The 26,114-nt window shown below is 45.7% G+C and carries 28 protein-coding genes; 25 read left to right on the top strand and 3 right to left on the bottom strand.

From position 1 onward, the window contains the following. Position 1 precedes the first annotated feature (1 nt). The 4 genes from KFF44_RS09950 (at position 2) to KFF44_RS09935 (ending at position 3,351) form a co-directional block, all read left to right on the top strand. The gene (locus KFF44_RS09950; RefSeq protein WP_255933844.1) at positions 2-319 is read left to right on the top strand and encodes an HPr-rel-A system PqqD family peptide chaperone; all 318 of its coding nucleotides are present in this window, start codon (positions 2-4) and stop codon (positions 317-319) included. Continuing rightward, positions 316-1,221 (top strand): HprK-related kinase A, encoded by a 906-nt coding sequence (locus KFF44_RS09945; RefSeq protein ID WP_255933843.1) that lies wholly within the window; start codon positions 316-318, stop codon positions 1,219-1,221. Before KFF44_RS09950 ends, KFF44_RS09945 begins: the two co-directional genes overlap by 4 nt. Beyond that, entirely contained in the window at positions 1,218-2,291 is a 1,074-nt protein-coding gene (locus KFF44_RS09940) for a nucleotidyltransferase family protein (protein WP_255933842.1), read from the top strand. Before KFF44_RS09945 ends, KFF44_RS09940 begins: the two co-directional genes overlap by 4 nt. 118 nt (positions 2,292-2,409) lie before the next feature. Next, positions 2,410-3,351, top strand: coding sequence for a DMT family transporter (locus tag KFF44_RS09935; protein WP_255933841.1), 942 nt, complete (start codon positions 2,410-2,412; stop codon positions 3,349-3,351). A 46-nt stretch (positions 3,352-3,397) separates the two neighbouring features. On the opposite strand, the gene gph is transcribed toward KFF44_RS09935, so the two are convergent. Then, positions 3,398-4,066, bottom strand: a complete 669-nt coding sequence (gph, locus tag KFF44_RS09930; RefSeq protein ID WP_255933840.1) for a phosphoglycolate phosphatase — start codon at positions 4,064-4,066, stop codon at positions 3,398-3,400. A gap of 315 nt (positions 4,067-4,381) precedes the next feature. Between gph and KFF44_RS09925 the strand changes: the two genes are divergently transcribed. The 8 genes from KFF44_RS09925 (at position 4,382) to KFF44_RS09890 (ending at position 14,117) form a co-directional block, all read left to right on the top strand. Next, complete coding sequence (locus tag KFF44_RS09925) at positions 4,382-5,758, top strand: class II 3-deoxy-7-phosphoheptulonate synthase (protein ID WP_255933836.1); 1,377 nt, start codon at positions 4,382-4,384, stop codon at positions 5,756-5,758. A 113-nt stretch (positions 5,759-5,871) separates the two neighbouring features. Then, positions 5,872-7,539 (top strand): NAD+ synthase, encoded by a 1,668-nt coding sequence (locus KFF44_RS09920; protein WP_255933835.1) that lies wholly within the window; start codon positions 5,872-5,874, stop codon positions 7,537-7,539. Between the two features lie 59 nt (positions 7,540-7,598). Further along, the gene (gltX, locus tag KFF44_RS09915; protein WP_255933834.1) at positions 7,599-8,930 is read left to right on the top strand and encodes a glutamate--tRNA ligase; all 1,332 of its coding nucleotides are present in this window, start codon (positions 7,599-7,601) and stop codon (positions 8,928-8,930) included. After that, a complete protein-coding gene (cysS, locus tag KFF44_RS09910) occupies positions 8,927-10,264 on the top strand; it encodes a cysteine--tRNA ligase (protein WP_255933833.1) in 1,338 nt (445 codons plus the stop codon). The genes gltX and cysS overlap by 4 nt, the downstream gene beginning before the upstream one ends. A gap of 2 nt (positions 10,265-10,266) precedes the next feature. Beyond that, positions 10,267-10,992, top strand: a complete 726-nt coding sequence (locus KFF44_RS09905; RefSeq protein WP_255933832.1) for an RNA methyltransferase — start codon at positions 10,267-10,269, stop codon at positions 10,990-10,992. A 38-nt stretch (positions 10,993-11,030) separates the two neighbouring features. Further along, a complete protein-coding gene (locus KFF44_RS09900; protein WP_255938815.1) occupies positions 11,031-11,894 on the top strand; it encodes a DMT family transporter in 864 nt (287 codons plus the stop codon). A gap of 76 nt (positions 11,895-11,970) precedes the next feature. After that, entirely contained in the window at positions 11,971-12,843 is an 873-nt protein-coding gene (locus KFF44_RS09895) for a helix-turn-helix domain-containing protein (RefSeq protein ID WP_255933830.1), read from the top strand. Between the two features lie 125 nt (positions 12,844-12,968). Next, entirely contained in the window at positions 12,969-14,117 is a 1,149-nt protein-coding gene (locus KFF44_RS09890) for a family 16 glycoside hydrolase (RefSeq protein ID WP_255933828.1), read from the top strand. A gap of 92 nt (positions 14,118-14,209) precedes the next feature. On the opposite strand, the gene hemB is transcribed toward KFF44_RS09890, so the two are convergent. Then, positions 14,210-15,196, bottom strand: a complete 987-nt coding sequence (hemB, locus tag KFF44_RS09885; protein WP_255933826.1) for a porphobilinogen synthase — start codon at positions 15,194-15,196, stop codon at positions 14,210-14,212. A gap of 162 nt (positions 15,197-15,358) precedes the next feature. On the opposite strand from hemB, the gene KFF44_RS09880 reads away from it, so the two are divergent. From KFF44_RS09880 to KFF44_RS09870, 3 genes are all read left to right on the top strand, one after another. Next, positions 15,359-15,838, top strand: coding sequence for a MarR family winged helix-turn-helix transcriptional regulator (locus KFF44_RS09880; RefSeq protein ID WP_255933825.1), 480 nt, complete (start codon positions 15,359-15,361; stop codon positions 15,836-15,838). A 150-nt stretch (positions 15,839-15,988) separates the two neighbouring features. After that, the gene (hemA, locus tag KFF44_RS09875; RefSeq protein WP_255933824.1) at positions 15,989-17,206 is read left to right on the top strand and encodes a 5-aminolevulinate synthase; all 1,218 of its coding nucleotides are present in this window, start codon (positions 15,989-15,991) and stop codon (positions 17,204-17,206) included. A gap of 29 nt (positions 17,207-17,235) precedes the next feature. Then, entirely contained in the window at positions 17,236-17,451 is a 216-nt protein-coding gene (locus KFF44_RS09870) for a hypothetical protein (RefSeq protein ID WP_255933820.1), read from the top strand. A 35-nt stretch (positions 17,452-17,486) separates the two neighbouring features. Here the strand turns inward: KFF44_RS09870 and KFF44_RS09865 are convergent, their stop codons facing one another. Beyond that, the gene (locus KFF44_RS09865; RefSeq protein WP_255933818.1) at positions 17,487-17,909 is read right to left on the bottom strand and encodes a MucR family transcriptional regulator; all 423 of its coding nucleotides are present in this window, start codon (positions 17,907-17,909) and stop codon (positions 17,487-17,489) included. 319 nt (positions 17,910-18,228) lie between these two features. On the opposite strand from KFF44_RS09865, the gene rpiB reads away from it, so the two are divergent. The 10 genes from rpiB to KFF44_RS09815 all read left to right on the top strand — a co-directional run bounded on the left by rpiB (position 18,229) and on the right by KFF44_RS09815 (position 25,910). Beyond that, positions 18,229-18,654, top strand: coding sequence for a ribose 5-phosphate isomerase B (gene rpiB, locus KFF44_RS09860; protein ID WP_255933814.1), 426 nt, complete (start codon positions 18,229-18,231; stop codon positions 18,652-18,654). A gap of 59 nt (positions 18,655-18,713) precedes the next feature. Next, positions 18,714-20,006, top strand: coding sequence for a serine hydroxymethyltransferase (gene glyA / locus KFF44_RS09855; protein ID WP_255933813.1), 1,293 nt, complete (start codon positions 18,714-18,716; stop codon positions 20,004-20,006). A 124-nt stretch (positions 20,007-20,130) separates the two neighbouring features. Beyond that, positions 20,131-20,607: a transcriptional regulator NrdR gene (nrdR, locus tag KFF44_RS09850; RefSeq protein ID WP_255933811.1), complete on the top strand. Its 477-nt coding sequence runs from the start codon at positions 20,131-20,133 to the stop codon at positions 20,605-20,607. Then, entirely contained in the window at positions 20,607-21,713 is a 1,107-nt protein-coding gene (ribD, locus tag KFF44_RS09845) for a bifunctional diaminohydroxyphosphoribosylaminopyrimidine deaminase/5-amino-6-(5-phosphoribosylamino)uracil reductase RibD (RefSeq protein WP_255933806.1), read from the top strand. The genes nrdR and ribD overlap by 1 nt, the downstream gene beginning before the upstream one ends. Positions 21,714-21,722: 9 nt before the next feature. Beyond that, positions 21,723-22,322, top strand: a complete 600-nt coding sequence (locus KFF44_RS09840; RefSeq protein WP_255933805.1) for a riboflavin synthase — start codon at positions 21,723-21,725, stop codon at positions 22,320-22,322. Positions 22,323-22,339: 17 nt separating this feature from the next. Further along, complete coding sequence (ribB, locus tag KFF44_RS09835) at positions 22,340-23,446, top strand: 3,4-dihydroxy-2-butanone-4-phosphate synthase (protein ID WP_255933804.1); 1,107 nt, start codon at positions 22,340-22,342, stop codon at positions 23,444-23,446. A 53-nt stretch (positions 23,447-23,499) separates the two neighbouring features. Continuing rightward, on the top strand, positions 23,500-23,940 hold the full coding sequence (locus KFF44_RS09830; protein WP_255933799.1) for a 6,7-dimethyl-8-ribityllumazine synthase: 441 nt from the start codon (positions 23,500-23,502) through the stop codon (positions 23,938-23,940). Then, positions 23,940-24,416: a transcription antitermination factor NusB gene (gene nusB, locus KFF44_RS09825; protein WP_255933798.1), complete on the top strand. Its 477-nt coding sequence runs from the start codon at positions 23,940-23,942 to the stop codon at positions 24,414-24,416. The genes KFF44_RS09830 and nusB overlap by 1 nt, the downstream gene beginning before the upstream one ends. A 22-nt stretch (positions 24,417-24,438) precedes the next feature. Continuing rightward, complete coding sequence (gene thiL / locus KFF44_RS09820) at positions 24,439-25,398, top strand: thiamine-phosphate kinase (RefSeq protein WP_255933797.1); 960 nt, start codon at positions 24,439-24,441, stop codon at positions 25,396-25,398. Positions 25,399-25,412: 14 nt separating this feature from the next. Then, a complete protein-coding gene (locus KFF44_RS09815; RefSeq protein WP_255933795.1) occupies positions 25,413-25,910 on the top strand; it encodes a hypothetical protein in 498 nt (165 codons plus the stop codon). Positions 25,911-26,114 lie beyond the last annotated feature (204 nt).

Below are 26,114 nucleotides of genomic sequence, written 5' to 3'. Positions count from 1 at the left end.
AATGCTTGCGGGACCAGGTAATCAAAATACTGTCTGGACAGCAGATAAATCATGTTGCCTCGTTCGACCCTATGATGAGACTTGGTATGTTTACCACCGGGTGTCGGGTGAAACCCATATTCTTAATTTCCTTTCCTATGAAATTTTTGAAATTCTTTGCGATACCCCTCTCAAGTCATCAGAGTTGGCGCAAACAGTTTGGCGAGCTCTGGACCTGACGGAAGAAGATTGCCCACTGTCGCTGATAGATCATACATTGAATGATATGGATAATGTCGGCTTGATTAGCCCACTTGACCATAGCTATAAGTGCGCATGAACAGTCACGAAATTAAAGAGCATATTAAAAAGGGTGAATTGCTGCTGCATATCGGCGATTTTTCTGCACGGTTGAAAGCACAGTCATCGATTGTTCTTGATCATCTTCATGATATGTACCGCGATTATAAATTTGCAGATCATGGGTCGCAGTTACATGATCATTATCTTGATATCCGTGCCCCCAATGTTCTTCGAGGTTTGATAAAACAACAAATCGTCCCTGATCCCGGATTTCAGTTTCCTGCGGTGCCGTTACCGGAAAAAATGGCAGCCCTTGCATTTGAAATGGGACTGAATATTTCAGTTGCACTGCGGACATATCGATATCTTATTCTCCATGCAGGTGTTGTTGCGAATTCAAAGGGCAGTGTAATTATTTCCGCAGCCTCGGGCGGCGGCAAAAGCACCCTAACGTCGCTTTTGATGGAAAAGGGGTTTCGATTACTTTCTGACGAGTTTGGTATTGTTGATCTGGAAACAGTAAAGCTAAGGCCTTACCCAAGACCTGTTTCGTTAAAGAATGAGTCGATAGAGGTCGTTCGTGAAATCGCTGGCGATGACTGGATCAGTGATATTATTAAAGATGGACCAAAAGGGGATGTTGCCTATCGGCGCGCACGTCCAAACGATATTGAAAATAGCAATATACATGCCTCAGCAAAGCTGGTTCTGTTCCCGAAATTCGAGAAAGGCGCGGTGGCAACACTCACAAAAGTCAAAAATGCAGACACGGTTATGCGGCTTTTAGCAAGCTCTACGAATTATCAGGTGATTGGAGAAAAGGCCTTCACTGCGCTTAATGACCTGTCATCAACGGCGGAAGCCTATGAGATGGTGTATGGCTCAAGCGAAGATGCGCTTAGATTGTTTGGCGAAATTTCTACGGACATGGGCCTATGAAGCGCAATTGGTTGAAAATTGCTGTTGGGCTTGGTGAATTGCCAGAAAGTGCAGAAGAGCTCTATGCCTTCATCAATTTTGCTGAACGTGAGCATATTATGGCGCAAGTTGCCCACAGGCACATGACTGAAACTGATGGAAAGCTTTTCGAGTTGTTTCAGAATGCTGTCATTCGTGCAGACTATGATACGCGTATGCTGCAATTTGAGGCAAACCGTATTGAACGCGCTCTTTTAGGTTATGAGGTATGTCCCATCCTCCTGAAGGGTGGAAGTTACGTAGTAACAGAACACCGCGCCAGTGACGGGCGCAGGGTCAGTGACTTGGACATTATGGTCGTTGAAAACAAGCTGGAACTAGTCGAGCAAGCACTGACATTAGCAGGGTGGCAGGGTGATGAGACAACAAACAATGATTATGATCAGGCCTATTACCGTGAATGGATGCATGAACTTCCCCCAATGCGGCATCAACGACGCCGCACACTGATAGATGTTCATCATAGACTGACACCCAAAACCGCCAGGGTTCAAATTGCGCATGAAAAAATGATAAAAGCGGCAGTTAACATTGAAGGCCGGAATTTATGCACGTTCACTCCAATTGATCGATTTTTGCATGCATCCTATCATGTGTTTTACGACGGCGAGCTAGATACGCCCGCCCGCAGCTTGATAGAAATCTATTATTTGTTTGATGCATTAACCAGGGATGAGAGAGAGCAATTGTCCGAACGTGCTAAAACGGTTGGTGCACAAAGGGCGCTGTTTGTATCGTTGATTATGTTAGAGCGCTATTTTGATCATCCTGATGCAAGGATAGTTATTGGGCAATTGCAGGTGAGCTCTGATGTGAAAATACCTGCTTCCGTTATGATTTTAACGAAAGTGATGAACGCTCGAATTGACGAAGGAACTTTTTGTCGTTTTGCGAAATTATGGCTTTATCTTCGTGGTCACTGGTTACGCATGCCGTTTTTCATGTTGCTAAAGCATTTAGTGACTAAGGCCTTCAGAAAGCCAGAGAAGAAACTTCCGAAGGATTTTCTTGATAATAATCTATTCGGATGAACCGGGATATTTGACCGTAATATTCTTGTTTATATTCGTTTCCCTGAAATTATACGGTTGACGCTGCCTTGGTTGTTTCTACTATCCCCATTTCCTAGTCCCTCACAAGAGCCAGATAATGCTAAAATCAATGAATGATAAAGACAGCCTTTTGTGGGGTTTTATATTAGCGACTTTTGGTGCTGTGCTATTTTCCAGCAAGGGGATTTTTGTTAAATTTTCCTATCAGTATGGATTATCAACCGAGCTTGTTCTTTTTTACCGAATGCTTTTATCGGTACCTGTGTTTATCATTATAACAATCCGGGCAGTTCGCCGACGATCTATCCAAAATATATCTAATATGGATCGGTTTAAGCTAATTTTCTGTGGGTTTATGGGCTATTATCTAGCGGGCTTTTTAAGCTTCTATAGTTTGCATTATATTTCTGTTCAGTTAGAGCGCGTTATCTTGTTTAGCTATCCAGCACTTGTTGTATTGGGGACAGCCATCCTCGCCCGCAAACTACCAACCCTTAAAATGATTGTTGCCGCTATCCTGACTTACCTTGGGGTTTTTATAATTTTCGGGCATGAATTTCTATCCGGTGGTGGCAATGCATTATCGTCAGGTAACGATGTTATATTTGGTGCTTTGATGGTTGGTGTTTCAGCGCTTGTTTTTGCCGTTAGTGTGTTGGTTTCAAAAAACCTTATAGCTGCGTATGGAAGTGCCTTCTATACTGGTAGCGTTTGGACGGTTTCGACAATCTTTATCGTGCTTCACACATTAATTTTTTACGCTCTAACACAAGGCAATAGCCTTGATATACCAAGCGTCGATGCATTCTGGATTTTAGTAGCACTTTCGATGATTGGTACTGTGATACCGAGTTTTATGATTTCAGAAGCTATCGCAAGGATTGGGCCCGAGCGCACAGCAATCTCAGGCACTGTGGGGCCTATTGCCACAAGTATGATCGCGATCAGTTTTTTGGGCGAGGAGTTCACCATTTATCACGGTGCTGCGCTTATTTTATGCTCAGCAGGTATTATCTTGATTGCCAGAAAAAATGCCTGATACCCAATGCTAGAGAAAGCGCTCTATACGGTATTTCAAGCTATCATTATTCTATGTATTTTAGAATGTCGATCAGGTGGTCAACAGTTATGTCGGCCCCAAGTTCGGTTGCTGGTGTTGCCGAGTACCCAAAACTTACCGCAATGCTTGGAATATTGGCCGCTTTCGCGGCGTCAATATCGTTGAATGTATCGCCTACCATAAGGCATTCGCCGTCGCCTTCCATCATGTCTGCTGTAGCGATGATATGCTTTGGGTCAGGTTTTTTAAAAGCAAAGCTATCGCCCCCAGTTATCACGTCAAAAAGACCGTGCGCCCCAAGTTCATGCAGCAATATATTGGCAAGTCCGATAGGTTTGTTTGTGCAAATCGCAACGCCAAGGCCTTTTGCTTTCAGCGCTTTAATCAATTCCAGCGCACCGTCATAAAAATAGGTGCCATTTGCAATGTTGGAACGGTAATAATCCAGAAACACGGGAAGAAGGTCGTCAATATTATGATTTTCACTCCCACCTGTTGCGTTCAGGCCCAGCTCGATCAGTTTCTTAGCTCCTTGCCCAACCATGTGCCTGACCTGATCAAGTTTCAAAAGTGGTCGACCCACATGATCCATCACATGGTTGGTGGCCGCATGAAGGTCTGGTGCAGAATCAACTAGTGTTCCGTCAAGATCGAACAAGATTTTCTGAACACGAAAAGGGGCACTCGTTTGCATGGATGATACTCTTATTTGGTTTGATTGTACTGCCTTATCAACGGGCTATATAGCAAAGATAAAAAAATTAAATAAGTATGTTCGAAACTTTCAGTAAATATAAATCTTGTTTTTTCTGTAATAGCGACAATTTCTTATATAAATCACTTGAGATTATCTTGAGAGCATGATTTATAGTGCCTAATTTAATTTCATAAATTCGTCTTTGTTTGAAATCTTTGGAAAGACGGTTTCATTTGAAACCAACGAAACAGATGCCAGACAGAGTCAATAAAAGTCCAGTTCGACTATAGTCGTGTGGATAGGAGTAATATAGTGAGAACTGATTGGAAGCCAGACGGCTGGAGATCAAAGCCAATAATCCAGATGCCAGAGTATCCGGATCAAACTGCTGTTGATAAAGTAGAGCAAGAGCTTTCAAATTATCCGCCGCTTGTTTTTGCAGGCGAAGCAAGAAACCTAAAGGCGCAGCTCGGTGAAGTTGCGGAAGGACGGGCCTTTTTGCTTCAAGGCGGTGACTGCGCAGAAAGTTTTGCGGAATTTCACCCGGATAATATCCGCGATACTTTCCGTGTTCTTCTTCAAATGGCAGTGGTTCTCACATTTGCTGGTAGTTGCCCGGTTGTGAAAGTTGGTCGTTTGGCGGGCCAGTTTGCGAAACCACGCTCAAGCGGAACAGAAACAATCGAAGGTGTTGAACTGCCAAGTTACCGCGGTGACATCATCAATGGTATTTCCTTTGATGCAGCAGCGCGGGTCCCCGACCCTGAGCGTATGAAACGCGCGTACAGCCAATCGGCAGCGACACTCAATTTATTACGTGCCTTCGCGCAGGGTGGCTATGCAAACCTTGTGTCGGTTCATAAATGGAATCTGGATTTCGTGCGTGAAAGCGGCGCTGGCGGGCGCTACAGTGAGCTTGCGGATCAGATTGGTCAAGCGCTTGAGTTTATGCAGGCGTGCGGTATCAACCCTGCTGACGTTCAGCAGCTTCGCGGCACTGATTTCTACACAAGCCATGAAGCGCTTTTGCTTGGTTACGAACAGGCGCTTACCCGTATCGATTCAACATCAGGCGATTGGTACGACACGTCAGCCCATATGCTTTGGGTCGGTGATAGAACACGCCAGGTCGATGGTGGTCATGTTGAATTCCTAAGCGGGATTGCTAATCCGATTGCGTCAAAGGTTGGCCCATCCACAGATACAGACGACCTGTTGAGGTTGATAGAGAAGTTAAACCCTGAAAACGAAGCTGGCCGCCTTACATTAATTTCCAGATTTGGCGCTGATAATGTGGAGGACCATCTTCCACGATTATTGCGTGCTGTAAAATCGGAGGGGTTCAAGGTCGTTTGGTCGTGTGATCCGATGCACGGTAATGTAATGAAAACGTCAACAGGCTATAAAACACGACCGTTTGACCGTGTGATGAGCGAAGTGAAGCAGTTCTTTGCCTGCCACAAGGCAGAGGGAACCTATGCTGGCGGTATTCATTTGGAGCTTACGGGGCAGAATGTAACCGAATGCACGGGCGGTGTTAGTGCCGTGACGGAAGAAGGGTTGGCTTCGCGCTATCATACGCACTGCGATCCGCGCTTGAATGCCGATCAGTCGATTGAGCTCGCTTTCTTGCTTGCGGAAGCATTAAAGGAAGAACGTGATGCATTAAATATTCAGGCCGCTGAATAGGTATAGCCATTTTGGTGTTCGGAATAGCGGCTGGTTTTCAGCCGCTTTTTTCTTGAGGTACGCACAAGATAACAAGGCTTGTGCAGTCTCTAATAGCCATGTAAAAGAGCGCCATGACATATGCACTCAAAATATATTTAGCGCAGATAAATGCGACGGTTGGCGCGGTCGATAGTAATTGCGATCGAATATCAGAAATATACAATGATGCCATACGTTTATCGGCTGATCTTGTGTTAACACCTGAACTTTCCGTGGTCGGATACCCACCCGAAGATCTGGTCCTGAAACCTTTCTTTATTCGCAAGGTTGAAAGCGCAATTGAGCGCTTGAAGACAATTACAAAAGGTGAGGGAAAACCGGGATTGATTGTGGGTGTTCCCAAATATGACGGTGATATTCTCCGGAATGCTTCGTTATTGATCGAAAACGGTGAGGTTCAGGCAGTTCGCTATAAGCACAAGCTTCCGAATTACGGTGTTTTTGACGAAAAGCGCGTTTTTACTGAGGCTGAAGCACCGCTTCCGATGGACTTTCGCGGGCTTAAGCTTGGTGTCATGGTTTGTGAAGATATGTGGTTCGATAGCGCAGCGAAATCGCTAGCTGATAATGGCGCGGATATCCTTCTCGTGCCAACATGTAGTCCGTATCACGAGCATAAATATGATGAGCGCCTTGCAGTTGCGAGGGAGCGTGTTTCGGAAACGAAACTGCCGCTGGTGTTTTGTAATCAGATCGGCGGTCAGGATGAGCTTGTTTTTGACGGTGCAAGTTTTGTTTTGGAAGCTGATGGCAGCCAGTCAGTGCAGATGGATAGTTGGGCAGAGGGTTTTTGCTTAACCGAATGGCGTAAGGAAGATGATAAATTAACGTGCGTCACGAAATCTGATGGCTATGTACCTGAGCGCATGGAAGATATTTATCAGGCGATGGTTCTGGCGCTTACAGATTATGTGCATAAAAATCGTTTTCCGGGTGTTTTGATTGGCCTTTCTGGCGGTATTGATAGCGCACTTTCCGCGGCTGTTGCGGTGGATGCGTTGGGCCCTGATAAGGTTCACTGTGTGATGATGCCGACGAAATACACATCCGGTGAAAGCATTTCGGACGCTGAAGCATGCGCGAAGGCGCTTGGTGTTCAATATGATACGATTGCAATCAAACCGGGTGTTGACGCGTTTGATGACATGCTTGGGCCTGTGTTTGAAGGGCTGGATGCAGATACGACTGAAGAGAATATCCAGTCGCGGCTTCGTGGGCTTGTGTTGATGTCGCTTTCGAACAAATTTGGGAAAATGGTGCTTACAACTGGCAATAAATCAGAAATGTCGGTTGGTTATGCGACACTGTACGGCGATATGTGTGGTGGCTATAGTGTCTTGAAAGACGTTTATAAAATGGATGTTTTTGCACTTTCCCATTGGCGCAATACAAGCGTGCCCAAGGGCGGCCTTGGTCCTGCTGGTATTGTCATTCCTGAAAATATCATCACCAAGCCGCCAAGCGCAGAACTACGGGATGATCAGAAGGACGAGGACAGCCTGCCGCCCTATGAAGCCTTGGATGATATGCTGAGGTGTTTGGTGGACGAAGAAATGCCAGTTTCTGAGATTGTGGAACGTGGCCACGATGCATCAGAGGTTGCGCGAATTGAACACCTTCTGTATATCGCCGAGTATAAACGTCGGCAATCACCGCCGGGGGTTAAGATAACCCGGAAAAACTTTGGCCGTGACCGTCGCTATCCGATCACGAATGGCTTCAGAAGCGCCGAACGTTAAAAAACAATAGTTTAAATGCTCCGCTCAGATGAAATAGCGGTTTTTAAGGATAACAGAACATGTCTGTAAAAGTTCGTTTTGCCCCATCACCAACAGGTAAACTCCACCTTGGTAACATCCGTGCTGCCCTTGTGAATTGGTTGTTCTGTTGCCAGCAGGGCGGTGAGTTTATCCTGCGGATCGATGACACTGATCGTGAGCGTTCCACAAAAGAAAACGAAGACCTTATTAAGACTGATCTTAATTGGCTTGGTATTCATTGGCACGATACATTCCGCCAGAGCGAACGCTTTGACCGCTATGATGCTGTTGTTGAAAAACTGAAAGCTGATGGTCGTCTGTACCCTTGCTATGAAACGTCGGAAGAGTTGGATATGAAGCGTAAGATCCAGCTTGGCCGTGGTCAGCCGCCGGTTTATGACCGTGCAGCCCTAAGCCTAACAGCGGACGAAATTGCAGCCTATGAAGCGGAAGGTCGCACACCGCACTGGCGCTTTAAGTTAAACGTTCCGTCTCGGATTGAATGGAGCGATAAAATTCGTGGTTTCGTATCCTTTGATATGGCGTCTGTATCTGATCCGATCCTGATCCGGGGTGATGGTAGCTACCTATACACACTACCGAGTGTGATTGATGATATAGATTATGGGATTACCCATATTGTTCGCGGTGAAGATCACGTAACCAATTCTGCCGTACAGGTTCAAATCTTTGAAGCGATTGGTGGCTCGGCACCAGAGATGGCACATTTTGCGCTGCTGACAGGCAAAGGTGGTGAAGGCCTTTCAAAACGTTATGGTGCCATGTCTATCAGCGAATTCCGCGATGACGCGGGCCTCGAGCCCATGGCGATCATATCCTTAATCGCACGTGTTGGTACAAGCGAACCAATTGAAGCGTTCTCATCGATTGATCCATTAATCGAAGGCTTTGATTTCGGAAAATTTGGCCGCGCAACTGCGAAGCTTGACCCTGATGAGCTTGAGTGGCTCAATACAAAAATCCTGCGTATGACGCCTTATGCTGATCTAAAGGATCGCCTTGAAGGCATCGATGAAGCGTTCTGGAATGCTATCCAGCCAAACATCAATAAATTGACGGATGTAAAAGACTGGCTTTCCATTATTAATGGACCGGTTACGCCTGTTATTGAAGACGCTGACCATATTGCCAAAACACTTGAACTCTTGCCTGCGGGTGAACTGACAGGTGATAGTTGGGGTGAATGGACTGGCCGTGTGAAAGCTGAAACTGGCGTTAAAGGTAAGGCGCTGTTTATGCCACTTCGTCAAGCGTTAACAGGTCAGAACCATGGCCCGGATATGGGTGTTCTATTGCCACTGATTGGCCGTGACCGCGTCACCGCGAGGTTGAAGGGTGAGGCCGCATGACGGGTATTTATGTATACAATACACTCGCACGCGAGAAACAGAAGTTTGAGCCCATAGACCCAGAAAACGTTCGCATGTATGTGTGTGGGCCAACGGTTTATGATTATGCCCATGTCGGGAACGCGCGCCCGGTTGTAGTGTTTGATACGCTTTTTCGCCTGCTTCGCCACACTTACGGCGATGATCAGGTTAAGTTCGCTGCCAATTTTACGGATATCGACGATCGCATTATGGCAAAGGCGGTGGATGAAGGGGTTTCAATTCGCACGATTTCCAATCGATACGCGAAAGCCTATCTTGAGGATATGGGCGCACTTGGTATTCTAAACCCAACGTTACGACCTAAAGCCACTGAGCACATCCCCGAGATGATAAAGATGATGCGTGCGCTCATTGAAAAAGGCCACGCCTATGAAGCTGAGGGGCATGTGATGTTCCATGTGCCTTCAATGGAAAACTATGGCCGACTTTCCAATCATTCGCGTGATGAACTGGTTGCAGGTGCGCGGGTTGAGGTGGCGCCCTATAAAAAGGACCCGGCTGATTTCGTGCTTTGGAAGCCATCAAGCGAAAATCAGGTCGGATGGGGTAGTCCATGGGGACGCGGCAGGCCTGGTTGGCATCTTGAATGCTCGTGCATGATCGAAAAGCATTTTGGCGAAACCATCGATATTCACGGCGGTGGTCAGGATTTGATTTTTCCGCACCATGAAAATGAAATCGCACAAAGCGAATGTACCCACGGTGAAACCTTTGTGAAATACTGGATGCATAATGGGTATCTGACAGTGGACGGTGAAAAAATGTCCAAGTCACTTGGAAACTTTCACACGGTTCATGACTTATTGGGTGATGGGTATAAGGGCGAGGCAATTCGAATGGCGCTTTTGTCGGCGCATTATCGGCAACCCGTTGATTTTAGTCTTGATGCCCTTAAGGAACAGAAGCGTAGGCTTGATAAATGGTACCGTCTGACGGACGGTGTAGAAGCCGCAACCGACGTTCCGTCAACTGTTATTGATGCCTTATCGGATGACCTTAATACACCAAAAGCATTTGCCGCGCTTGATGCGCTTGCGAATGTTGAAACTGCCGCTGAATTGAAAGCGGGATTGCGCTTCATGGGACTATTGAATGTGGACGCAACCGAATGGTTCCAAGGGGATGCTGTTGATGGTGTTGACGCCGCTGAAATCGAAGCTTTGATCGGCGCCAGAAATACAGCGCGGGCCAATAAGGATTTTGCAGAATCTGATCGTATTCGTGATGAACTGCTTGCTAAAGGGATTATCCTTGAAGACGCAGCAGGTAAAACAACCTGGCGGAAAGCTTAAGTATGGCCGTACATCAGCCCGCGATGATTTTGGTACGACCGCAACTCGGTGAAAATATCGGTAAGGCAGCTCGTGCCATGTTGAATTTTGGCTTGAGCGATATGCGCATTGTCGCGCCGCGTGACGGGTGGCCGAACCCTGCTGCGGTACCTGCGGCATCAGGTGCTGATGTGGTTCTTGATAACGCGCAGGTTTTTGATACCGTTGAAGATGCGATTGCTGATTGTACGCTTGTTTTCGCGTCCACGGTACGTGACCGTAATATGCCCAAGCCCGTTGCAACGCCGAAAGAAGCAGCGGCGCAGATGCGTGTTAAGCTGGATGCGGGCGAAAAGCCTGCAATTCTTTTCGGACCAGAGCGATCTGGCCTCACGAGCGATGATGTGGCGCTTGCGGATACCATCCTGACCGTGCCTGTAAACCCTGAGTTTGGAAGTTTAAACTTGGCGCAGGCGGTTATTCTGTGCGCATACGAATTTGACCAAACGCGTGATGAAACCCCAGCCTATCAGGCTGCGTTTCCGGAAGGCCAAGCAAGCAAACAGGAATTTATGGGCCTTCTTGAGCATTTAGAAAGCGCGCTTGAGGCCAAGGGCTTCTTTAGAAGTGCGGGGCGGCGCGATAGCCAGCGCCGGATGCTTCATAACCTGATGCATAGTGCAGGGTTTTCCAGTCAGGAAGTTCAGACTATGCGGGGTATCATTAAATCGCTGGCGCGTAGCGAATAATGCGTATGTATCCTGTATGGTTAAAGGGGGCGTAAGTGATGCAGATATCAGATAACATCAAAAGCGCCGCCTTCATGACGCTGGCTATGGCCGGATTTGCCATCAATGACGCCTTCATGAAGCTTATTTTTGATGAAATGGGGCTTTATCAATCTACATTGCTTCGCGGTCTGGTCGCGACAGTGTTGCTTGGTGGTTTAACCTACAGGCAAGGTGGATTTGCAGATATTCGTAAAAGCCTAAGTTGGCTCGTGCTTGCAAGGGTTGTCGGTGAAGTGGGGGGAACGATCTTTTTCCTGCTTGCGCTGTTTTATGTGTCCTTCGCGGATGTAAGTGCCATTCTACAGGTGCTTCCCTTGATGGTGACGCTTGTGGCCGCAGTTGCCTTGCGGGAAACTTTGACGTTAGCCAGAATGATAGCAATATTTATTGGCTTGGTTGGAGTGCTGATTATTATCAGGCCTGGAAGTGACGGTTTTTCACCGTATTTTATTGTGGCGCTGGGGGCCGTGTTTTTCCTTGTCGTAAGGGATATTGCGACCCGCATGATGAAAGAAGAAATATCTTCAGAATTGGTTGCGTTCCTTACATCGCTTGGGGTCACGATAATGGGGGCTGTTGGAATGGTGTTTGAAGATTGGCAGCCTGTAACAGTATATAATTTTTCAATGCTATCGCTGGCGGCTGTTGCAATTTTGTTCGGCTATTTGTTCAGTGTGCTTGCGTTCAGGCAAGGCGAAGTTGGTTTCGTTGCGCCATTTATTTATAGTTATCTTGTTTTTGCAATCATCCTGGGTATCGTTATGTTTTCAGAATATCCTGACAGATATAACATTTTGGGAAGTGTGATTGTTGTTGGTGCGGGGATTTATTCTTTCTTGCGTGAAGGGAAAGCCAACTAGTTTGCAAGAGCAATCTTGCACGTAAATTCCGGATCAGTCAGGGCATATCATACGGCGACCATAGGTGAATAATTCAATGAATATGATTGAAGATGTTTATTTCTGGTCGGATAAATATGGTATGCCGCGCGGCGTTGATATTGGTGGCATCAAGAACAGACCAAATTTCATTACTGATAATCGGCCGCATCGGCTTCATTTCTATGAGATTATTTTCATCACTGAAGGAGAGGGGCAGGTTAACCTGAACGGCGAAACATATACTGTTATGTCTGGTCGGGTTTTGGTGTTCAGGCCGTATTCTATTCGGTCCTGGAGTGCCAGAAATCTGGATGGTGTTTGCCTTGCCTTTGAAAGTGATTTTCTGCCGCCGTATATATATGATGGGCGCGATGTCGATGAAACTCAGGTATTTTCATTACTGAATAAACCTGTGTATCTAAAGCCCGATCAAGAGTTGTTTGATACGCTTTGTCAGCGTTTAAAGGTATTGGCGCGGGATGTGGATAAACAGGAACTGTTGATTGACGAATTACTTCGTTCTGGTGCATCAGAAATATTGTTGCAGTTAGAACGCTATATCGCATCAAGCATTGGTGATGACCGAACATTTTCTCAGTCGCAAAATCCCATCGTTTCCAAGTTTATCAAGGCTGTAGAAACAAACTTTCGCAGCCAACACCAAGTGCAATTTTATGCGCGGGAAATTGCCGTTTCTGAGCGGCACCTGAATCACCTTTTAAATGAAACACTTGGTCTTTCTGCGAGTGTTTATATTCGAAGGCGCCTTGTCGAGGAAGCAAAACGATTGCTGAGGCACAGTGATATGTCCCTTGGACAAATGGCTTATGACCTTGGGTATGCGGATAGTGCCCATTTTTCAAAATCGTTTAAGCGAGTAAGCGGTTTGACCCCAAGCCGCTTTCGTCAGCAGACACAGTATCAATAGAGTCTTCGCAAACACTCGATAAATCTCCGAAATAGACAAATCAATATCCGCTTTGGGCATTGATGCTTTGGCTTGAGAAGGCGTATTTATCTCATAATAAACACGATAAGCGAGGATAGAGCATCATGCAAACATGGTTCGGATGGATTGTAATATCCCTTTTGTTACTGGCGAATGTCGGTGGTTCAAGAGCGGATGATATTGAATTTGGCGGTATGGACTGGGATATCAGTACCGAAGATTTCAAAATTGAAAAGGATGGTGACACAGAAATTCTATATTTTCAGAACGGTAATTTGTGGCTGAAAAATAGCGATTTTGCAAATGGCGAAATCCGTTTTTCCATGTGGCTTGGGGCAGGGCGCGGGTTTTCCGGTGTTATGTTCCACGGCGAAGACAATAATAATTATGATGAATTTTATATTCGGCATCATCTGAGTGGCGGTGATGATGCTGTTCAATACACACCCGTATTCAACGGTTTATCGGGATGGCAATTATACGCGGGTGACGGGTTCTGGGGGAATGCCTTGTTTGAGCGAGGTCGTTGGATCGATGTGCAACTGCTTTTGAATGGGCGGCGCGCAGTTTTTCTAATGGATGGTCGGCCGATTATCCGCGTTCCCTATTTGAAATTTGCGAAGGAAAGCGGGCGTATTGGTTTTAAATCTCGGGTTTCCTCTGTAAAGATCAAGGACATTCGTCTAGTAGAAAAGAATATAGATTTGATACCCTATTTTTATCGCCCAAAATTGAACGCGAATATTGATGCTTTACTGCCATCCGAACAATCCGGCTCTGCCGCGCCAAGGCAGCAAAAACCGGAAGGTTTGATCAGCAAATGGCAGGTTTCTGAGGTTATGGCGTCGAATGCGCTGAAGGGGCAGGCTAATCTCGATAACACTGATTTGGCGAATATGAATTGGCAGGAGCTTTTTGTGGAAGAGCAGGGTGCAATTAATATTGCGCGGTTGACAGGGCGAACGCGAGGCAACAACCTTGTACTCGCGAAAGCAAATGTTTCGGCCGATCAGGCTGAAATTAAGACCTTAAATTTTGGCTATAGTGACCGCGTACGCGTTTATGTGAACGGCGAACTGGCATATAGCGGCAACAATAGCTGGCGATCACGAGATCATCGTTATCTTGGTACCATTGGCCTGTTTGATAGCATTCCACTTCATCTGAAAGCAGGAAAAAATGAAATCATCATGGCTGTAAGCGAAGGTTTTGGTGGTTGGGGTGTTATGGCGCAGGTTGTTCCACTACAATAATAGTGTGCTCGGCGAAGCGGCCTCTTTAACACTATTGGGAAGAATAGAGTTCTATTATTATACTATTCTTCCTTTTCTGTTGCGTATTCAAGTTACCCAAGTATTTCTGCAATTTTTGGCGCAAAGTATGTCAAAACGCCGTCAGCGCCTGCGCGCTTGAACGATAGCATGCTTTCCATAATCACGGCCTCTTCGGATAACCAACCGTTTTGGGCCGCAGCCATCAGCATCGCGTACTCGCCGGATACCTGATAAGCGAAGGTTGGAACAGCAAAAGTATCCTTAACTTCGCGGATAATATCAAGATATGGCATGCCCGGTTTTACCATGACACTGTCAGCGCCTTCCTCGATGTCCTGAGCAACTTCACGGATGGCCTCCAGGCGATTTGCTGGATCCATTTGATAGGTTTTCTTATCACCTTTTAAAGTGCCGCTGCTGCCGACCGCATCGCGGAACGGGCCATAGAATGATGATGCGTATTTTGCGCTGTAAGCCATGATTTGAACATGGTTGAAACCGGCTTTGTCAAGTTCGCTTCTGATTGCGCCAACACGGCCATCCATCATATCGCTGGGGGCAATAATGTCGGCACCAGCCTTTGCTTGAACAACGGCTTGTTGCACAAGCACACCAACGGTTTCATCGTTCAATATGATACCATTTTCAACCAAACCGTCCTGACCGTGGCTTGTGTAGGGATCAAGCGCAACATCGGCCAGAATGCCAATGCCGGGAACCGCATCCTTGATGGCGCGCATGGCACTGTTGATCAGGTTGTCTGAGTTTAGTGCCTCGTCCCCGCGCTCAGATCGCTTTTCAGAGGGCGTGCTTGGAAACAGGGCAATGCAGGGGATGCCAAGTGAATTAGCGCGCTTTGCGTGCTCTATAATAAGGTCGATACTTAATCTTGAAACACCAGGCATTGATTGAACATCATTTCGTTCATTCTGCCCCTCGATGATGAACATCGGCCAAATCAGGTCGCTTGGTGTGATCTGATTTTCCCTCACCATGCTGCGGGACCAATCACTTGAGCGAGTTCTGCGGAGGCGTGAATTTGGAAAACTGGACATCATATTTCTACCATATTGGCTGTGGATATTTGCGGGTCAATGATTGGTGATTTTTAAGAAATTTATCAACAATTTTAGTTTTAACAAAGCTTTAAGACAAATCGAGCAAAATGCAATCTATGAATTTTTGTCCATACATAAAATGAATTATCAGGCGGAATAGTTATGAGCGGTTATGATTTTAATAATCCTAAGTATCTTTTTTTGGATATCCTTTCTCTTGTAGAACGTTTGCATAGGCGACTTTTGGATGTTTTGAAAAATCACCTTGAACGTATTGGTCGGGAAGATTTGAACCCAGTACAGGCGCTTCTGGTTCACAATATTGGTGAGAATGAAATGACTGCGGGTGAATTGAAAAGCCGCGGATATTATCAGGGCTCCAATGTTTCCTACAATCTCAAGAAATTGGTGGAAATGGGGTATCTGAAGCACGAGCGCTCTGACTATGACCGTCGCTCTGTACGGATTTCCCTTACAGATGCTGGTTATGAAATTCGCGATATGATCGACGAACTTTATAAAAAGCATCTTGATGAGCTTTTGAACGACGAACTAATCTCTGAAGAGGATATGCGCAGTCTTCGCCGTAATCTTAGAAATTTAGAGCGTTTCTGGTCAGATAAATTACACTTTGGCCTTTGATATAGTTGTTTCGGAAACGATAAATTTCGATTGATCGATTTTATCGTTTTCAGTATGCGACAAAATCGCGTATCGACTCTTTATAATTCATTGCATAAAAGGTGCGATATAGGCTAAATTAGCTTAAATTCAATCCACAGAGAGAGTGTGATGGACTACGAGAAAATATTTTCTGATGCGATCGAAGCAGTTCACTCGGAAGGTCGATATCGAGTGTTTGCTGATATTTCCAGGCAAAAAGGTGATTTTCCTCGTGCTGTCCGTCATGATGCAGGCGACAATGCGCGCGCTATTACTGTTTGGTGTTCCAATGATTATTTAGGCATGGGGCAGCATCCTGATGTCTTGAAGGCAATGCACGATGCACTGGAAGAAACAGGTGCTGGTGCAGGCGGAACGCGTAATATCGCAGGAAATAATCATTACCATGTGTTGCTAGAGGAAGAACTTGCAAACCTTCACGGGAAGGAAGCGGCGCTTCTATTCACGTCCGGTTACATTTCCAATGAAGCAACGCTTTCTACACTTGCGAAGATTTTACCTGGTTGTGTTGTTTTTTCAGATGAAATGAACCACGCATCTATGATCCAGGGGATACGTCACAGCGGCGCAGAAAAACATATTTTCCGCCACAATGATCTGCAACACCTTGAGGAACTTCTTCAGCAAGCTGATCCTGATGCACCTAAACTAATCGCCTTTGAATCGGTTTATTCAATGGACGGTGATATCGCACCGATTGAGGCGATCTGTGATTTAGCCGACAAGTATAATGCAATGACATACTTGGATGAAGTTCATGCTGTTGGACTATACGGCGAGCATGGTGGTGGTGTATCTGAACGTGATGGGCTTGCTGATCGTTTAACCGTTATCGAAGGAACGCTTGGCAAGGCCTTTGGGATTATGGGCGGCTATATTGCCTCATCCAAGGTATTGGTCGATGTTATCAGAAGTTATGCATCAAGCTTTATCTTCACCACAGCTTTAAGCCCGGTACTTGCCGCTGGTGCACTTGCAAGTGTTAAATACCTTAAATCCAGTAATGAAGAGCGTGAGCAACATCAGTCTCGTGCTGCTGCTTTGAAAGAGCGGTTTAAAAACGCAGGTTTACCTGTAATGGACTCCGTAAGCCATATCGTTCCACTGTTTGTGGGTGATCCTGTTCTCTGTAAAGAGATTTCAGATGATCTATTGAATGAATATGGAATTTACGTCCAGCCTATTAATTATCCAACTGTTCCGAAGGGAACCGAACGGCTTCGGTTTACACCAAGCCCAATGCATGATGACAAATTGATGGATGCATTGATTGAAGCGGTTGCTGCGGTTTGGGAAAAAAAGGGCTTAGCGGCTAAGGTCGCGTGATTATATTCAAATATATGCAGGCTTAAGTCATGACGCAACCTGAAGACATTATTATTGAATTTATCAATATAGGTAATGTTGTGAAGGTTACGGCAATCTGTTCTAAAACCGGTCGTGAAGTCAGTATCGTTGGTAATCCACGGGCCTCGAAGCAGGAATTGCAAACAATAGCTGTTAACAAACTACGATATGTCATGAATAAAGAGGTAGAGCCAGCGGTTCAAAAGCCTGGCTTCTTGGTGTAAGATTTGGTGAATTCAAATCGTTTGTGAGTTTGCTTCTAAGAAGATTTTTTTCCTCGTTTTCCCAGGCCAATTTGCTTTGCAAATTCCGAGCGCTTGGCTGCATAATTTGGTGCAACCATAGGATAGTTCTCAGGCAGCCCCCATTTTGATCGATATTCCTCAGGTGTCATATCATAACGGGACCGGAGATACCGCTTGAGCATTTTCAGTTTTTTGCCATCTTCTAGGCAAATAATATAATCGTCTGTATATGATTTCTTAATCGGGACAGGGGGTTTTGCAGGTTTGTTCTGATTTTCGGAAACATCAAGTATTGAAAGTGTAGAATATACAGATTTAATAACTGAAGGTAATTCTACTGCCGAAACGGTGTTATTACTTACATAAGCGGTTACTATATCTGTTACTAGGCCAAGTATTTCATCTTGGTCTTGTTCATTCCCGATACTTTCGGACATTAATTTATTGCTCCGATTTATTTATTCTTTTCAATGGTTATTGCAGCATATTTTTCAAAATTCAACAAAAAATAATGATTACTTACGAATTCAAATGGTTAATAAATCGTTAATATTGGATTTTTACATAGTAAATATTTGTGAATTGTTGAATAGACATTAAAAATATCTGTTATTATTGTTCGGTTTCTAGAAAAGAGTAAATTATTATCAGTATTATCGCGGTATTTTATTAAGTATACGTAATGTTGTTTACTCATTTGTCAGCAATTGATACAAGCATTGCGCGTTGGCTTCAGCTTAATTAATGGTGGTGTATATGAAGATTGCAATTAGTAGTGATCATGCAGGTTATGATTTAAAAGAAGAAATAAGAGAAATTTTATTAAAACTTGATCATGAAGTTGTAGATCTGGGCCCGGAAAGCGCAGACTCGGTTGATTATCCTGATTATGGAAAGGCTGCTGGTGTAGCTATTGCCGACGGTGTAGCGAGTCGGGCCATTATTGTTTGCGGCTCTGGTATTGGAATATCAATTGCGGCTAACCGCAACCCAGCTGTTCGGGCGGCTTTATGCACCAGTGGTTTGATGGCGCGACTTTCTCGTCAGCACAATGACGCCAATGTTCTGGCACTAGGCGCAAGGTTGAGCGGTATTGAAACTGTCAAAGACTGTATTCACGAATTTCTAAATACGCCATTTGAAGGCGGTAGACATCAAAGACGAGTCGACAAACTCTCTTAGAAGCACTAAACCCATTTTCTAACGATTAGTCTGGCTTTTTACATACAGGATTTTGCCAAATGGTTTCTTTCACACAAGATGGATTTTTCACCAAAGGGCTCGCTGAAACTGACCCTGATTTGCTCGCAGCTAACAATAAAGAGTTTGAGCGTCAGCAGACGCAGATTGAACTGATTGCTTCAGAAAATATTGTAAGCCGCGCTGTCTTAGAGGCACAGGGCTCAGTGTTAACAAACAAGTATGCTGAGGGGTATCCGGGGCGACGGTATTATCAGGGATGCCAGTTTGTTGACATTTCAGAAAGTTTGGCGATCGACCGTGCGAAAGAGCTATTTGATTGTGCATATGTGAATGTGCAACCCCACTCTGGAGCGCAGGCAAACGGCGCTGTTATGCTCGCGCTTGCAAAGCCGGGTGATACGATAATGGGTATGTCCTTAGATGCTGGTGGTCACCTTACGCATGGTGCAGCTCCTGCGCAGTCTGGCAAATGGTTCAATGCTGTTCAATATGGTGTGCGCCGTGAAGACGCCTTAATCGATTATGATGAAGTTGCAGCACTTGCTAAAGAGCACAATCCAAAAATCATCATCGCCGGTGGATCCGCTTATCCGCGGACAATTGATTTCGCTAAATTCCGTGAGATCGCGGATAGCGTTGGTGCGTATCTGATGGTTGATATGGCTCATTTCGCTGGGCTTGTTGCTGGTGGCGTACACCCAAGCCCGCTTCCGTATGCAGATGTGGTTACCACGACAACACACAAAACGCTTCGCGGACCCCGCGGTGGTATGATTCTTACGAACAATGAAGATTTAGGGAAGAAGTTTAATTCTGCTGTATTCCCAGGCCTTCAGGGCGGCCCATTGATGCATGTGATCGCTGCGAAAGCTGTTGCCTTCGGTGAAGCCCTGCGCCCTGAGTTTAAAGCGTATGCAAAGCAAGTTGCGGTGAATGCGGATGCGTTGGCTGCGCGTTTACTTGAAAACGGGTTTGATATCGTATCTGGTGGCACCGACACACATGTTGTTCTTGTTGACCTGCGTCCAAAAGGTCTTACCGGCAAGGCGGCTGACGAGGCTTTGGAGCGCGCTCACATGACATGTAATAAAAACGGTGTTCCTTTTGACCCTGAGAAGCCGTTCATTACGTCAGGTATTCGCCTTGGTACGCCTGCGGGTACAACACGTGGTTTTGCAGAGGCTGAGTTTGTTCAGATCGCGGATATGATTACAGAGGTTCTGGACGGGCTTGCGGCCAACCCTGATAATAACGATGCGGTTGAAGCTAATGTCCGCGCTAAGGTAGCGGATATGTGTGCCCGTTTCCCAATCTATACTGATTTAGCATAAGTTAAGTCTATTCTGATTGCCAATGAGAGATAATTCGCCAATACCTGTATTTGGTAATTTACTTTCGTTGGCAATTTGGCATAAAAATATGTCAGTCATTATATCTAGAAAGAGGTAAGGGAATATGCGGTGTCCTTTCTGTCAAAATGAAGATACTCAGGTCAAGGATTCGCGCCCAACCGATGATAAAGCCTCTATTCGCCGTCGCCGTTTTTGTCCCGCATGTGGTGCGCGTTTTACCACATTTGAACGGGTTCAGCTTCGTGAACTGACCGTACTTAAGAAAAGCGGCCGACGTGTACCTTTTGAGCGTGATAAGTTAGAACGTTCCCTCGATATCGCCCTTAGAAAGCGGCCAGTTGACCCAGATCAGGTTGAACGCATGATCAATGGTATTGTTCGCAGGCTGGAATCGCTTGGTGAAAGCGAGATTGATGCAGAACAAATCGGCAGACTGGTAATGGAAGGCCTGGAGAGTCTCGATCAAGTTGCTTATGTTCGCTATGCCTCGGTTTATCGTAATTTCCGTGAAGCCTCTGATTTTGAGAAATTCCTGGGTAAGATGACAGGAACAGAAGAGGGGTATGGAGAGGACGATTAGTGTCCTCTTATTCACATGGTGGCCCACAGCATAAAACTTTTATGCGTGATGCTATCTCTCTTGCCAAGCGCGGTCTTGGTACTACGCATCCAAATCCATCCGTTGGATGTGTCATTGTCAAAAATGATGTAATTGTTGGTCGTGGTTTCACACAGCCTGGCGGCCGCCCGCATGCAGAAGTAGTTGCCCTTAGCCAAGCTGGCGACGCCGCACGAGACTCAGATGTTTATGTAACGCTTGAACCCTGTGCTCATACTGGTAAAACCCCACCTTGCGCTGAAGCCCTTATCGAAGCCAAGGTTAAGCGGGTCTATATTGCTATACTGGATAAGGATGAGCGCGTAAGGGGTAAGGGTGTCGATTTATTAGAGGCAGCAGGCATTGAGGTTTTAGTCGGTGTTTGTGAGGACGAGGCCCGCAAAGTCAATAAAGGGTTTCTTTTGCGATTTGAAGAAGCGCGTCCTTTATATACTTCAAAAATTGCTTCAAGTCTCGACGGGCGGATTGCGCTGGCGAGCGGTGAGAGTAAATGGATAACAGGGCCGAAAGCACGGACTTTTGGTCATATGCTTCGGGCAAAGCATGACGCTATTCTTGTTGGTGTGAATACGGTTCTTAAAGATAATCCTTCTTTGACCTGCAGGTTGCCAGGTCTGGAAAACCGTTCGCCCATTCGGGTTGTTCTGGACCGAAACCTTCGGACACCGATAGAGGCTAAAACTGTCAGCACGGCTAAAATAGTTCCGACATATATTGTTACTGAGCAAGTTGAAGGCGACAAACTGGACGCTTTATTGGAGGTTGGTGTTAATATTTTGTCTGTTGCGAACATCCGAGACATTGAACAGATATCAAAGGAACTTGTGAAATTGGGCCTTACAAGAGTTTTGATTGAAGGGGGAGGGGTCGTTCATGCATCTTTTCTCAATGTTGGTATCGTTGATCGTATCGAACATTTTATCGCTGGGAAAGCTATTGGTGGTGACGGGTTGCCAGCGATTGGAAAAATGGACGTTTCAACACTTAAAGGTGCTCCCAGATATCAAAGTGCGGCAATTCGCCAACTAGGACCAGATATTCTTGCATCATGGGACAAGGAAGAGTAATCCAAGGATATGTTTACAGGAATCGTTACAGACGTAGGTAAAGTACGCTCCACTGAGAAGAAGGGTGATATGCGTGCTGTCATTGAAACAAGCTATGATATGGCAGGAGTTGATATTGGCGCTTCTATTGCGTGTGCTGGTGTTTGTTTGACTGTTGTCGAAAAGGGTGAAGGCTGGTTTGCGGCTGACATTTCAGATGAAACGCTTCGGGTCACTAACCTTGGATCATGGGTAGAAGGCACGCTTGTCAATCTTGAACGCTCTTTGGCTGTGGGCGACGAATTGGGCGGTCATATAGTGACAGGCCATGTGGATTGCCTTGGAAGAATTGTTCGTTTTGAAAATGTTGGCGACTCTATTGCCATGGATATCGAAATTGATGGTAGTCATGGTAAATATGTTGCGTCAAAAGGCAGTGCAGCCATCAATGGCACATCGCTTACAGTTAATGCTGTTACGGACATTGCTGATAAAACTGTAATGTCTATTAATTTGATACCCCACACTCAGTCTGTAACCAGTTACAAATCTTCTTCAGTTGGCGATCAAGTGAATGTTGAATTTGATATTCTGGCGCGTTACGTCGCCCGCTTAAATGAAAAAGCCTGAACGAAAAGGTCAAGATAGTGTCAGATAGTTTTTTATCGCCGATCGAAGATGTCATCGAGGATGCGCGTAATGGGCGCATGTATATTCTTGTTGATGATGAAGACCGTGAAAATGAAGGTGATCTGATCATTCCTGCCCAAATGGCTACGCCGGATATGATCAATTTCATGGCAAAGTATGGGCGTGGATTGATTTGTTTGCCGTTAACGGCGAAACGGGTTGAAGAACTCGGCCTTCCGATGATGAGCACCAATAATCAATCACAGCACGAAACAGCATTCACGGTTTCAATTGAAGCACGCACAGGCGTAACAACAGGAATATCAGCGTCTGATCGTGCGCGTACAATCGCGGTTGCAGTTGATGCGAACTATGGCAAAGACGACCTGGCAACCCCTGGGCATGTATTCCCGCTCGTTGCAAAAGACGGCGGCGTGCTTGTGCGCGCAGGGCACACGGAAGCGTCCGTTGATATATCCCGCTTAGCAGGCCTTAATCCATCTGCTGTGATTTGTGAAATCATGAACGAAGACGGTACAATGGCCCGTCTGCCTGAGTTGATTGAAATTGCAAAAGAACATAATCTGAAGGTCGCGACTATTCGCGATTTGATTGCCTACCGCCTAAAGCATGATGTGCTGGTGGAAAAAGTGAATGAAAGCGCCTTCACACGGTTTTCCGGTAAAGAATGGAAAACAATGGCCTACCGTAGCCCTGCTGATACATTTGAAACTGTTGCTCTAACACTGGGTGATATAGATGATAATGAAGCGACGATGGTACGGATGCATTCGCTTAACCCGATGGAGGATATTCTCGGGTTAGATCACCCAAGAAGTGGCCAGTTAACCCGAGCGATGGCTGCGATTGAAGAAGAGGGACGCGGTGTCGTGGTTTTGTTCCCCGGCCTGCAAACAATGCGCCCTTCAAAACTCATGAATGCAGATATTCGTGAAGAGCATAATACGAATAACTCGCTGAAGAATTATGGTATTGGTGCACAGATTCTTCGGGATGTTGGCGTAAAAGATATGATATTGCTGACAAATTCAGAAAGTAACCTTGTAGGTCTTGAAGGGTATGGTCTGAATATTGTAGAACACCGCGCAATACCTGTTGCCTGACCGCCAGCGCTTAGAATGTTGATTTGAGCGTTGCGATTATAGAAAGATAACTTATGTCAAAACCACACATTTTGATTGTGGAAGCTGTGTTTTATCACGACCTTGCCGACGAGATGGCACAGGGTGCTATCGAAGCGATTGAAGCAAAAGGCGGTGATTATACACGGTTAAGCGTACCGGGCGCTCTTGAGGTGCCTGCTGCGATGAAATTCGCCCATGATGGGTCAAATGTTTCCTATGATGGTTATGTGGCGCTTGGCTGTGTAATTCGCGGTGAAACGACACATTATGACTATGTTTGCGGTGAAAGCGCGCGCGGATTACAGGATCTTGCGCTCAAGCATAATATGGCAATTGGCAATGGTATTTTGACCGTTGAAAACCGTGATCAGGCATGGGCTAGAGCGAACAGGTCAGAGAAAAATAAAGGTGCTGATGCAGCAAATGCTGCGCTGCGCATGATTGAACTTAAGCAAGAATTTGGAACGAAATAATGGCGCAACACAAACAGCCGCGTAACAATAAAAATAAACAAGGTGGTCCAAGGAGTGCCTCGCGCCTTGCAGCGGTTCAGGCTCTTTATCAACTGTTATCGTCAGATGAGCCTAAAATAAAAATGGTTATCACTGAGTATCAGGAATATCGTTTAGGGGCTGAGATTGAAGGTGATCAGTATGTGGATGCTGACCCTGAGTTATTTGCCGATATCTGTGAAGGTGCATGGGAGCGCGGTGAGGAACTCGATGAGTTTATTAAACCGAATTTGAATGCGGATTGGACGCTTGATCGAATTGAACGGGTAATATTAGCAATCTTGCGCGCCGGGACTTATGAATTGGTTGCGCGTCCTGATGTGCCAACACCTGTCATCATTAATGAATATGTTGATGTTTGCCATGCGTTTTATGATCGAATAGAAGCGTCTTTTGTAAACGGTGTATTGGACAAGGTTGCAAAGGCTGTTCGATAACAATTAACAGGGTCAAGTGCATATGGTAGGTGAATTTGACCTAATAAAGCAATATTTCAAGCCCTTGGCAGGTGACGAGGGGCTTTCCCTTCTTGATGATGCGGCATGTGTAAGCCCTGAAGCGGGTAAGGACCTTATCATCTCTAAAGATGTTTTGGTCTCAGGCGTTCATTTCTTTCGGGATGATGACCCTTGTGATATCGCAAAAAAATCGCTTGCTGTTAACCTGTCCGATTTGGCAGCAAAAGGCGCTGTACCCAGATACTACGTCTTAGGTCTGTCCTTACCCCAAACGATTTCATCCGATTGGCTTTCAAGTTTTGCAAATGGCTTGAAGGACATGCAGGATGCGTGTGGCATAAGCCTTATCGGTGGTGACACGACAAAAAGTCCAACGGATACAATCACAATTAGCGTCACAGTGTTCGGAGCGGCCAAACGTGGCCGTATGATCAAACGCTCAGGCGCAAAGGTTGGTGATGATATTTATGTCACCGGGCATATTGGTCTTGCAGCTTTTGGTTTGCTCGTCAGGCAAGGGAAGGTCTCGTCGGATGATAGAAGCCTTCTTGAACGCTATTTAAGGCCGCAAGTTCGTTATGAATTAGGGCCCAAGTTGATTGGTGTCGCGAGCGCAAGCGCTGATATTTCAGACGGTCTGTTAGCTGACATCGGGCATATATGCGCAGCGTCTGGCGTTGGTGCAAAAATTAGCTTGCCTGATATTCCAATATCCGAGAGCGTAAAAGCAATTAGTAAAAGTTACCCCAAATACTCTTCGCTTTTATGGTCAGGGGGGGATGATTATGAAATTATTTTTACCGCAAATCGAACCATGCGACAGGCAATTTCAAACTTGTCCAATGATTTTAACACTTTAATTACCAGAGTAGGCCATATTACTTCGGAAAAGAGTGTTCTTCTTATTCAAGAGAACGGTGACGTCATAGATACCCCGGAAAAGGGGTATATGCACTTTTAAGAAGGTTTGGAACATTGGCTGAAGATGCAGAAGTAGAAGAAAAATCAGGCGGCGGCGGTAAGATACTTCTTATTGTTGGCTTGCTCGCGGGGCTTGCGATTGGTGGTGGGGCAGTGTTTTTCCTATTGCCACAAGAAGGCGGTGAGGAAGTTGTAGAAGAGCCAGAGGAAAAAGCACCGATTGAATTAACATCAATCACGTTTGAAAAAATGCCTGTTCCTATTTATAGGCGGCATAATGGTCAGGCAAGATTCATCGGGAACTTCTTCATTGATTTGGATGTAAATGTTGAAGGTGACGATAATGCTGTAACCGTAAGGCGCTCTATGACGCGCCTGAAACACGCATTTTTATCTGAAATCAGTACAGGTCGTTTAATGCGGAAGGATTCGCCAACAGAGCTTGATGTGGATAGGGCCGGAAAGGTTCTGGCGGATGCGGCCAACAAGGTTCTCGGCGAGGGCACTGTTCATAGTGTATCGATTATCACAGCGGTAAGAACTGCAAACTAAACATCTTTACAAGTCTATTTTGTGGGCGGTGAGGCAAATAGATATGCTTCACCGCTTTTTTATCTTTATTGTTAAGGGGGTTGCATGATTGGAAAATGCTCCATAAGGTAAAAGTCTATCCTTCTGAGGGGAAGGGAAGATTGGATTTCATGAGGGTTTGGGCGGATTGTTAAGAGCATCGCCGCCCGAAATGGCCCTCGATGA

The organism is Kordiimonas sp. SCSIO 12610 (genome assembly GCF_024398015.1).
Lineage (GTDB): Bacteria > Pseudomonadota > Alphaproteobacteria > Sphingomonadales > Kordiimonadaceae > CANLMI01.
This window is presented reverse-complemented; position numbering and strand designations above follow the sequence as displayed.

Coding starts and splice junctions, on each gene's coding strand:
- rpiB (WP_255933814.1), top strand. CDS start 18,229: ATGAAGATTGCAATTAGTAGTGATCATGCAGGTTATGATTTAAAAGAA.
- KFF44_RS09935 (WP_255933841.1), top strand. CDS start 2,410: ATGCTAAAATCAATGAATGATAAAGACAGCCTTTTGTGGGGTTTTATA.
- KFF44_RS09895 (WP_255933830.1), top strand. CDS start 11,971: ATGAATATGATTGAAGATGTTTATTTCTGGTCGGATAAATATGGTATG.
- KFF44_RS09880 (WP_255933825.1), top strand. CDS start 15,359: ATGAGCGGTTATGATTTTAATAATCCTAAGTATCTTTTTTTGGATATC.
- KFF44_RS09830 (WP_255933799.1), top strand. CDS start 23,500: ATGTCAAAACCACACATTTTGATTGTGGAAGCTGTGTTTTATCACGAC.
- hemB (WP_255933826.1), bottom strand. CDS start 15,196: ATGATGTCCAGTTTTCCAAATTCACGCCTCCGCAGAACTCGCTCAAGT.
- gltX (WP_255933834.1), top strand. CDS start 7,599: ATGTCTGTAAAAGTTCGTTTTGCCCCATCACCAACAGGTAAACTCCAC.
- KFF44_RS09870 (WP_255933820.1), top strand. CDS start 17,236: ATGACGCAACCTGAAGACATTATTATTGAATTTATCAATATAGGTAAT.
- nusB (WP_255933798.1), top strand. CDS start 23,940: ATGGCGCAACACAAACAGCCGCGTAACAATAAAAATAAACAAGGTGGT.
- nrdR (WP_255933811.1), top strand. CDS start 20,131: ATGCGGTGTCCTTTCTGTCAAAATGAAGATACTCAGGTCAAGGATTCG.
- KFF44_RS09865 (WP_255933818.1), bottom strand. CDS start 17,909: ATGTCCGAAAGTATCGGGAATGAACAAGACCAAGATGAAATACTTGGC.
- KFF44_RS09905 (WP_255933832.1), top strand. CDS start 10,267: ATGGCCGTACATCAGCCCGCGATGATTTTGGTACGACCGCAACTCGGT.
- KFF44_RS09920 (WP_255933835.1), top strand. CDS start 5,872: ATGACATATGCACTCAAAATATATTTAGCGCAGATAAATGCGACGGTT.
- KFF44_RS09945 (WP_255933843.1), top strand. CDS start 316: ATGAACAGTCACGAAATTAAAGAGCATATTAAAAAGGGTGAATTGCTG.
- hemA (WP_255933824.1), top strand. CDS start 15,989: ATGGACTACGAGAAAATATTTTCTGATGCGATCGAAGCAGTTCACTCG.
- gph (WP_255933840.1), bottom strand. CDS start 4,066: ATGCAAACGAGTGCCCCTTTTCGTGTTCAGAAAATCTTGTTCGATCTT.
- cysS (WP_255933833.1), top strand. CDS start 8,927: ATGACGGGTATTTATGTATACAATACACTCGCACGCGAGAAACAGAAG.
- KFF44_RS09950 (WP_255933844.1), top strand. CDS start 2: ATGCTTGCGGGACCAGGTAATCAAAATACTGTCTGGACAGCAGATAAA.
- thiL (WP_255933797.1), top strand. CDS start 24,439: ATGGTAGGTGAATTTGACCTAATAAAGCAATATTTCAAGCCCTTGGCA.
- KFF44_RS09900 (WP_255938815.1), top strand. CDS start 11,031: ATGCAGATATCAGATAACATCAAAAGCGCCGCCTTCATGACGCTGGCT.
- glyA (WP_255933813.1), top strand. CDS start 18,714: ATGGTTTCTTTCACACAAGATGGATTTTTCACCAAAGGGCTCGCTGAA.
- KFF44_RS09840 (WP_255933805.1), top strand. CDS start 21,723: ATGTTTACAGGAATCGTTACAGACGTAGGTAAAGTACGCTCCACTGAG.
- KFF44_RS09890 (WP_255933828.1), top strand. CDS start 12,969: ATGCAAACATGGTTCGGATGGATTGTAATATCCCTTTTGTTACTGGCG.
- KFF44_RS09940 (WP_255933842.1), top strand. CDS start 1,218: ATGAAGCGCAATTGGTTGAAAATTGCTGTTGGGCTTGGTGAATTGCCA.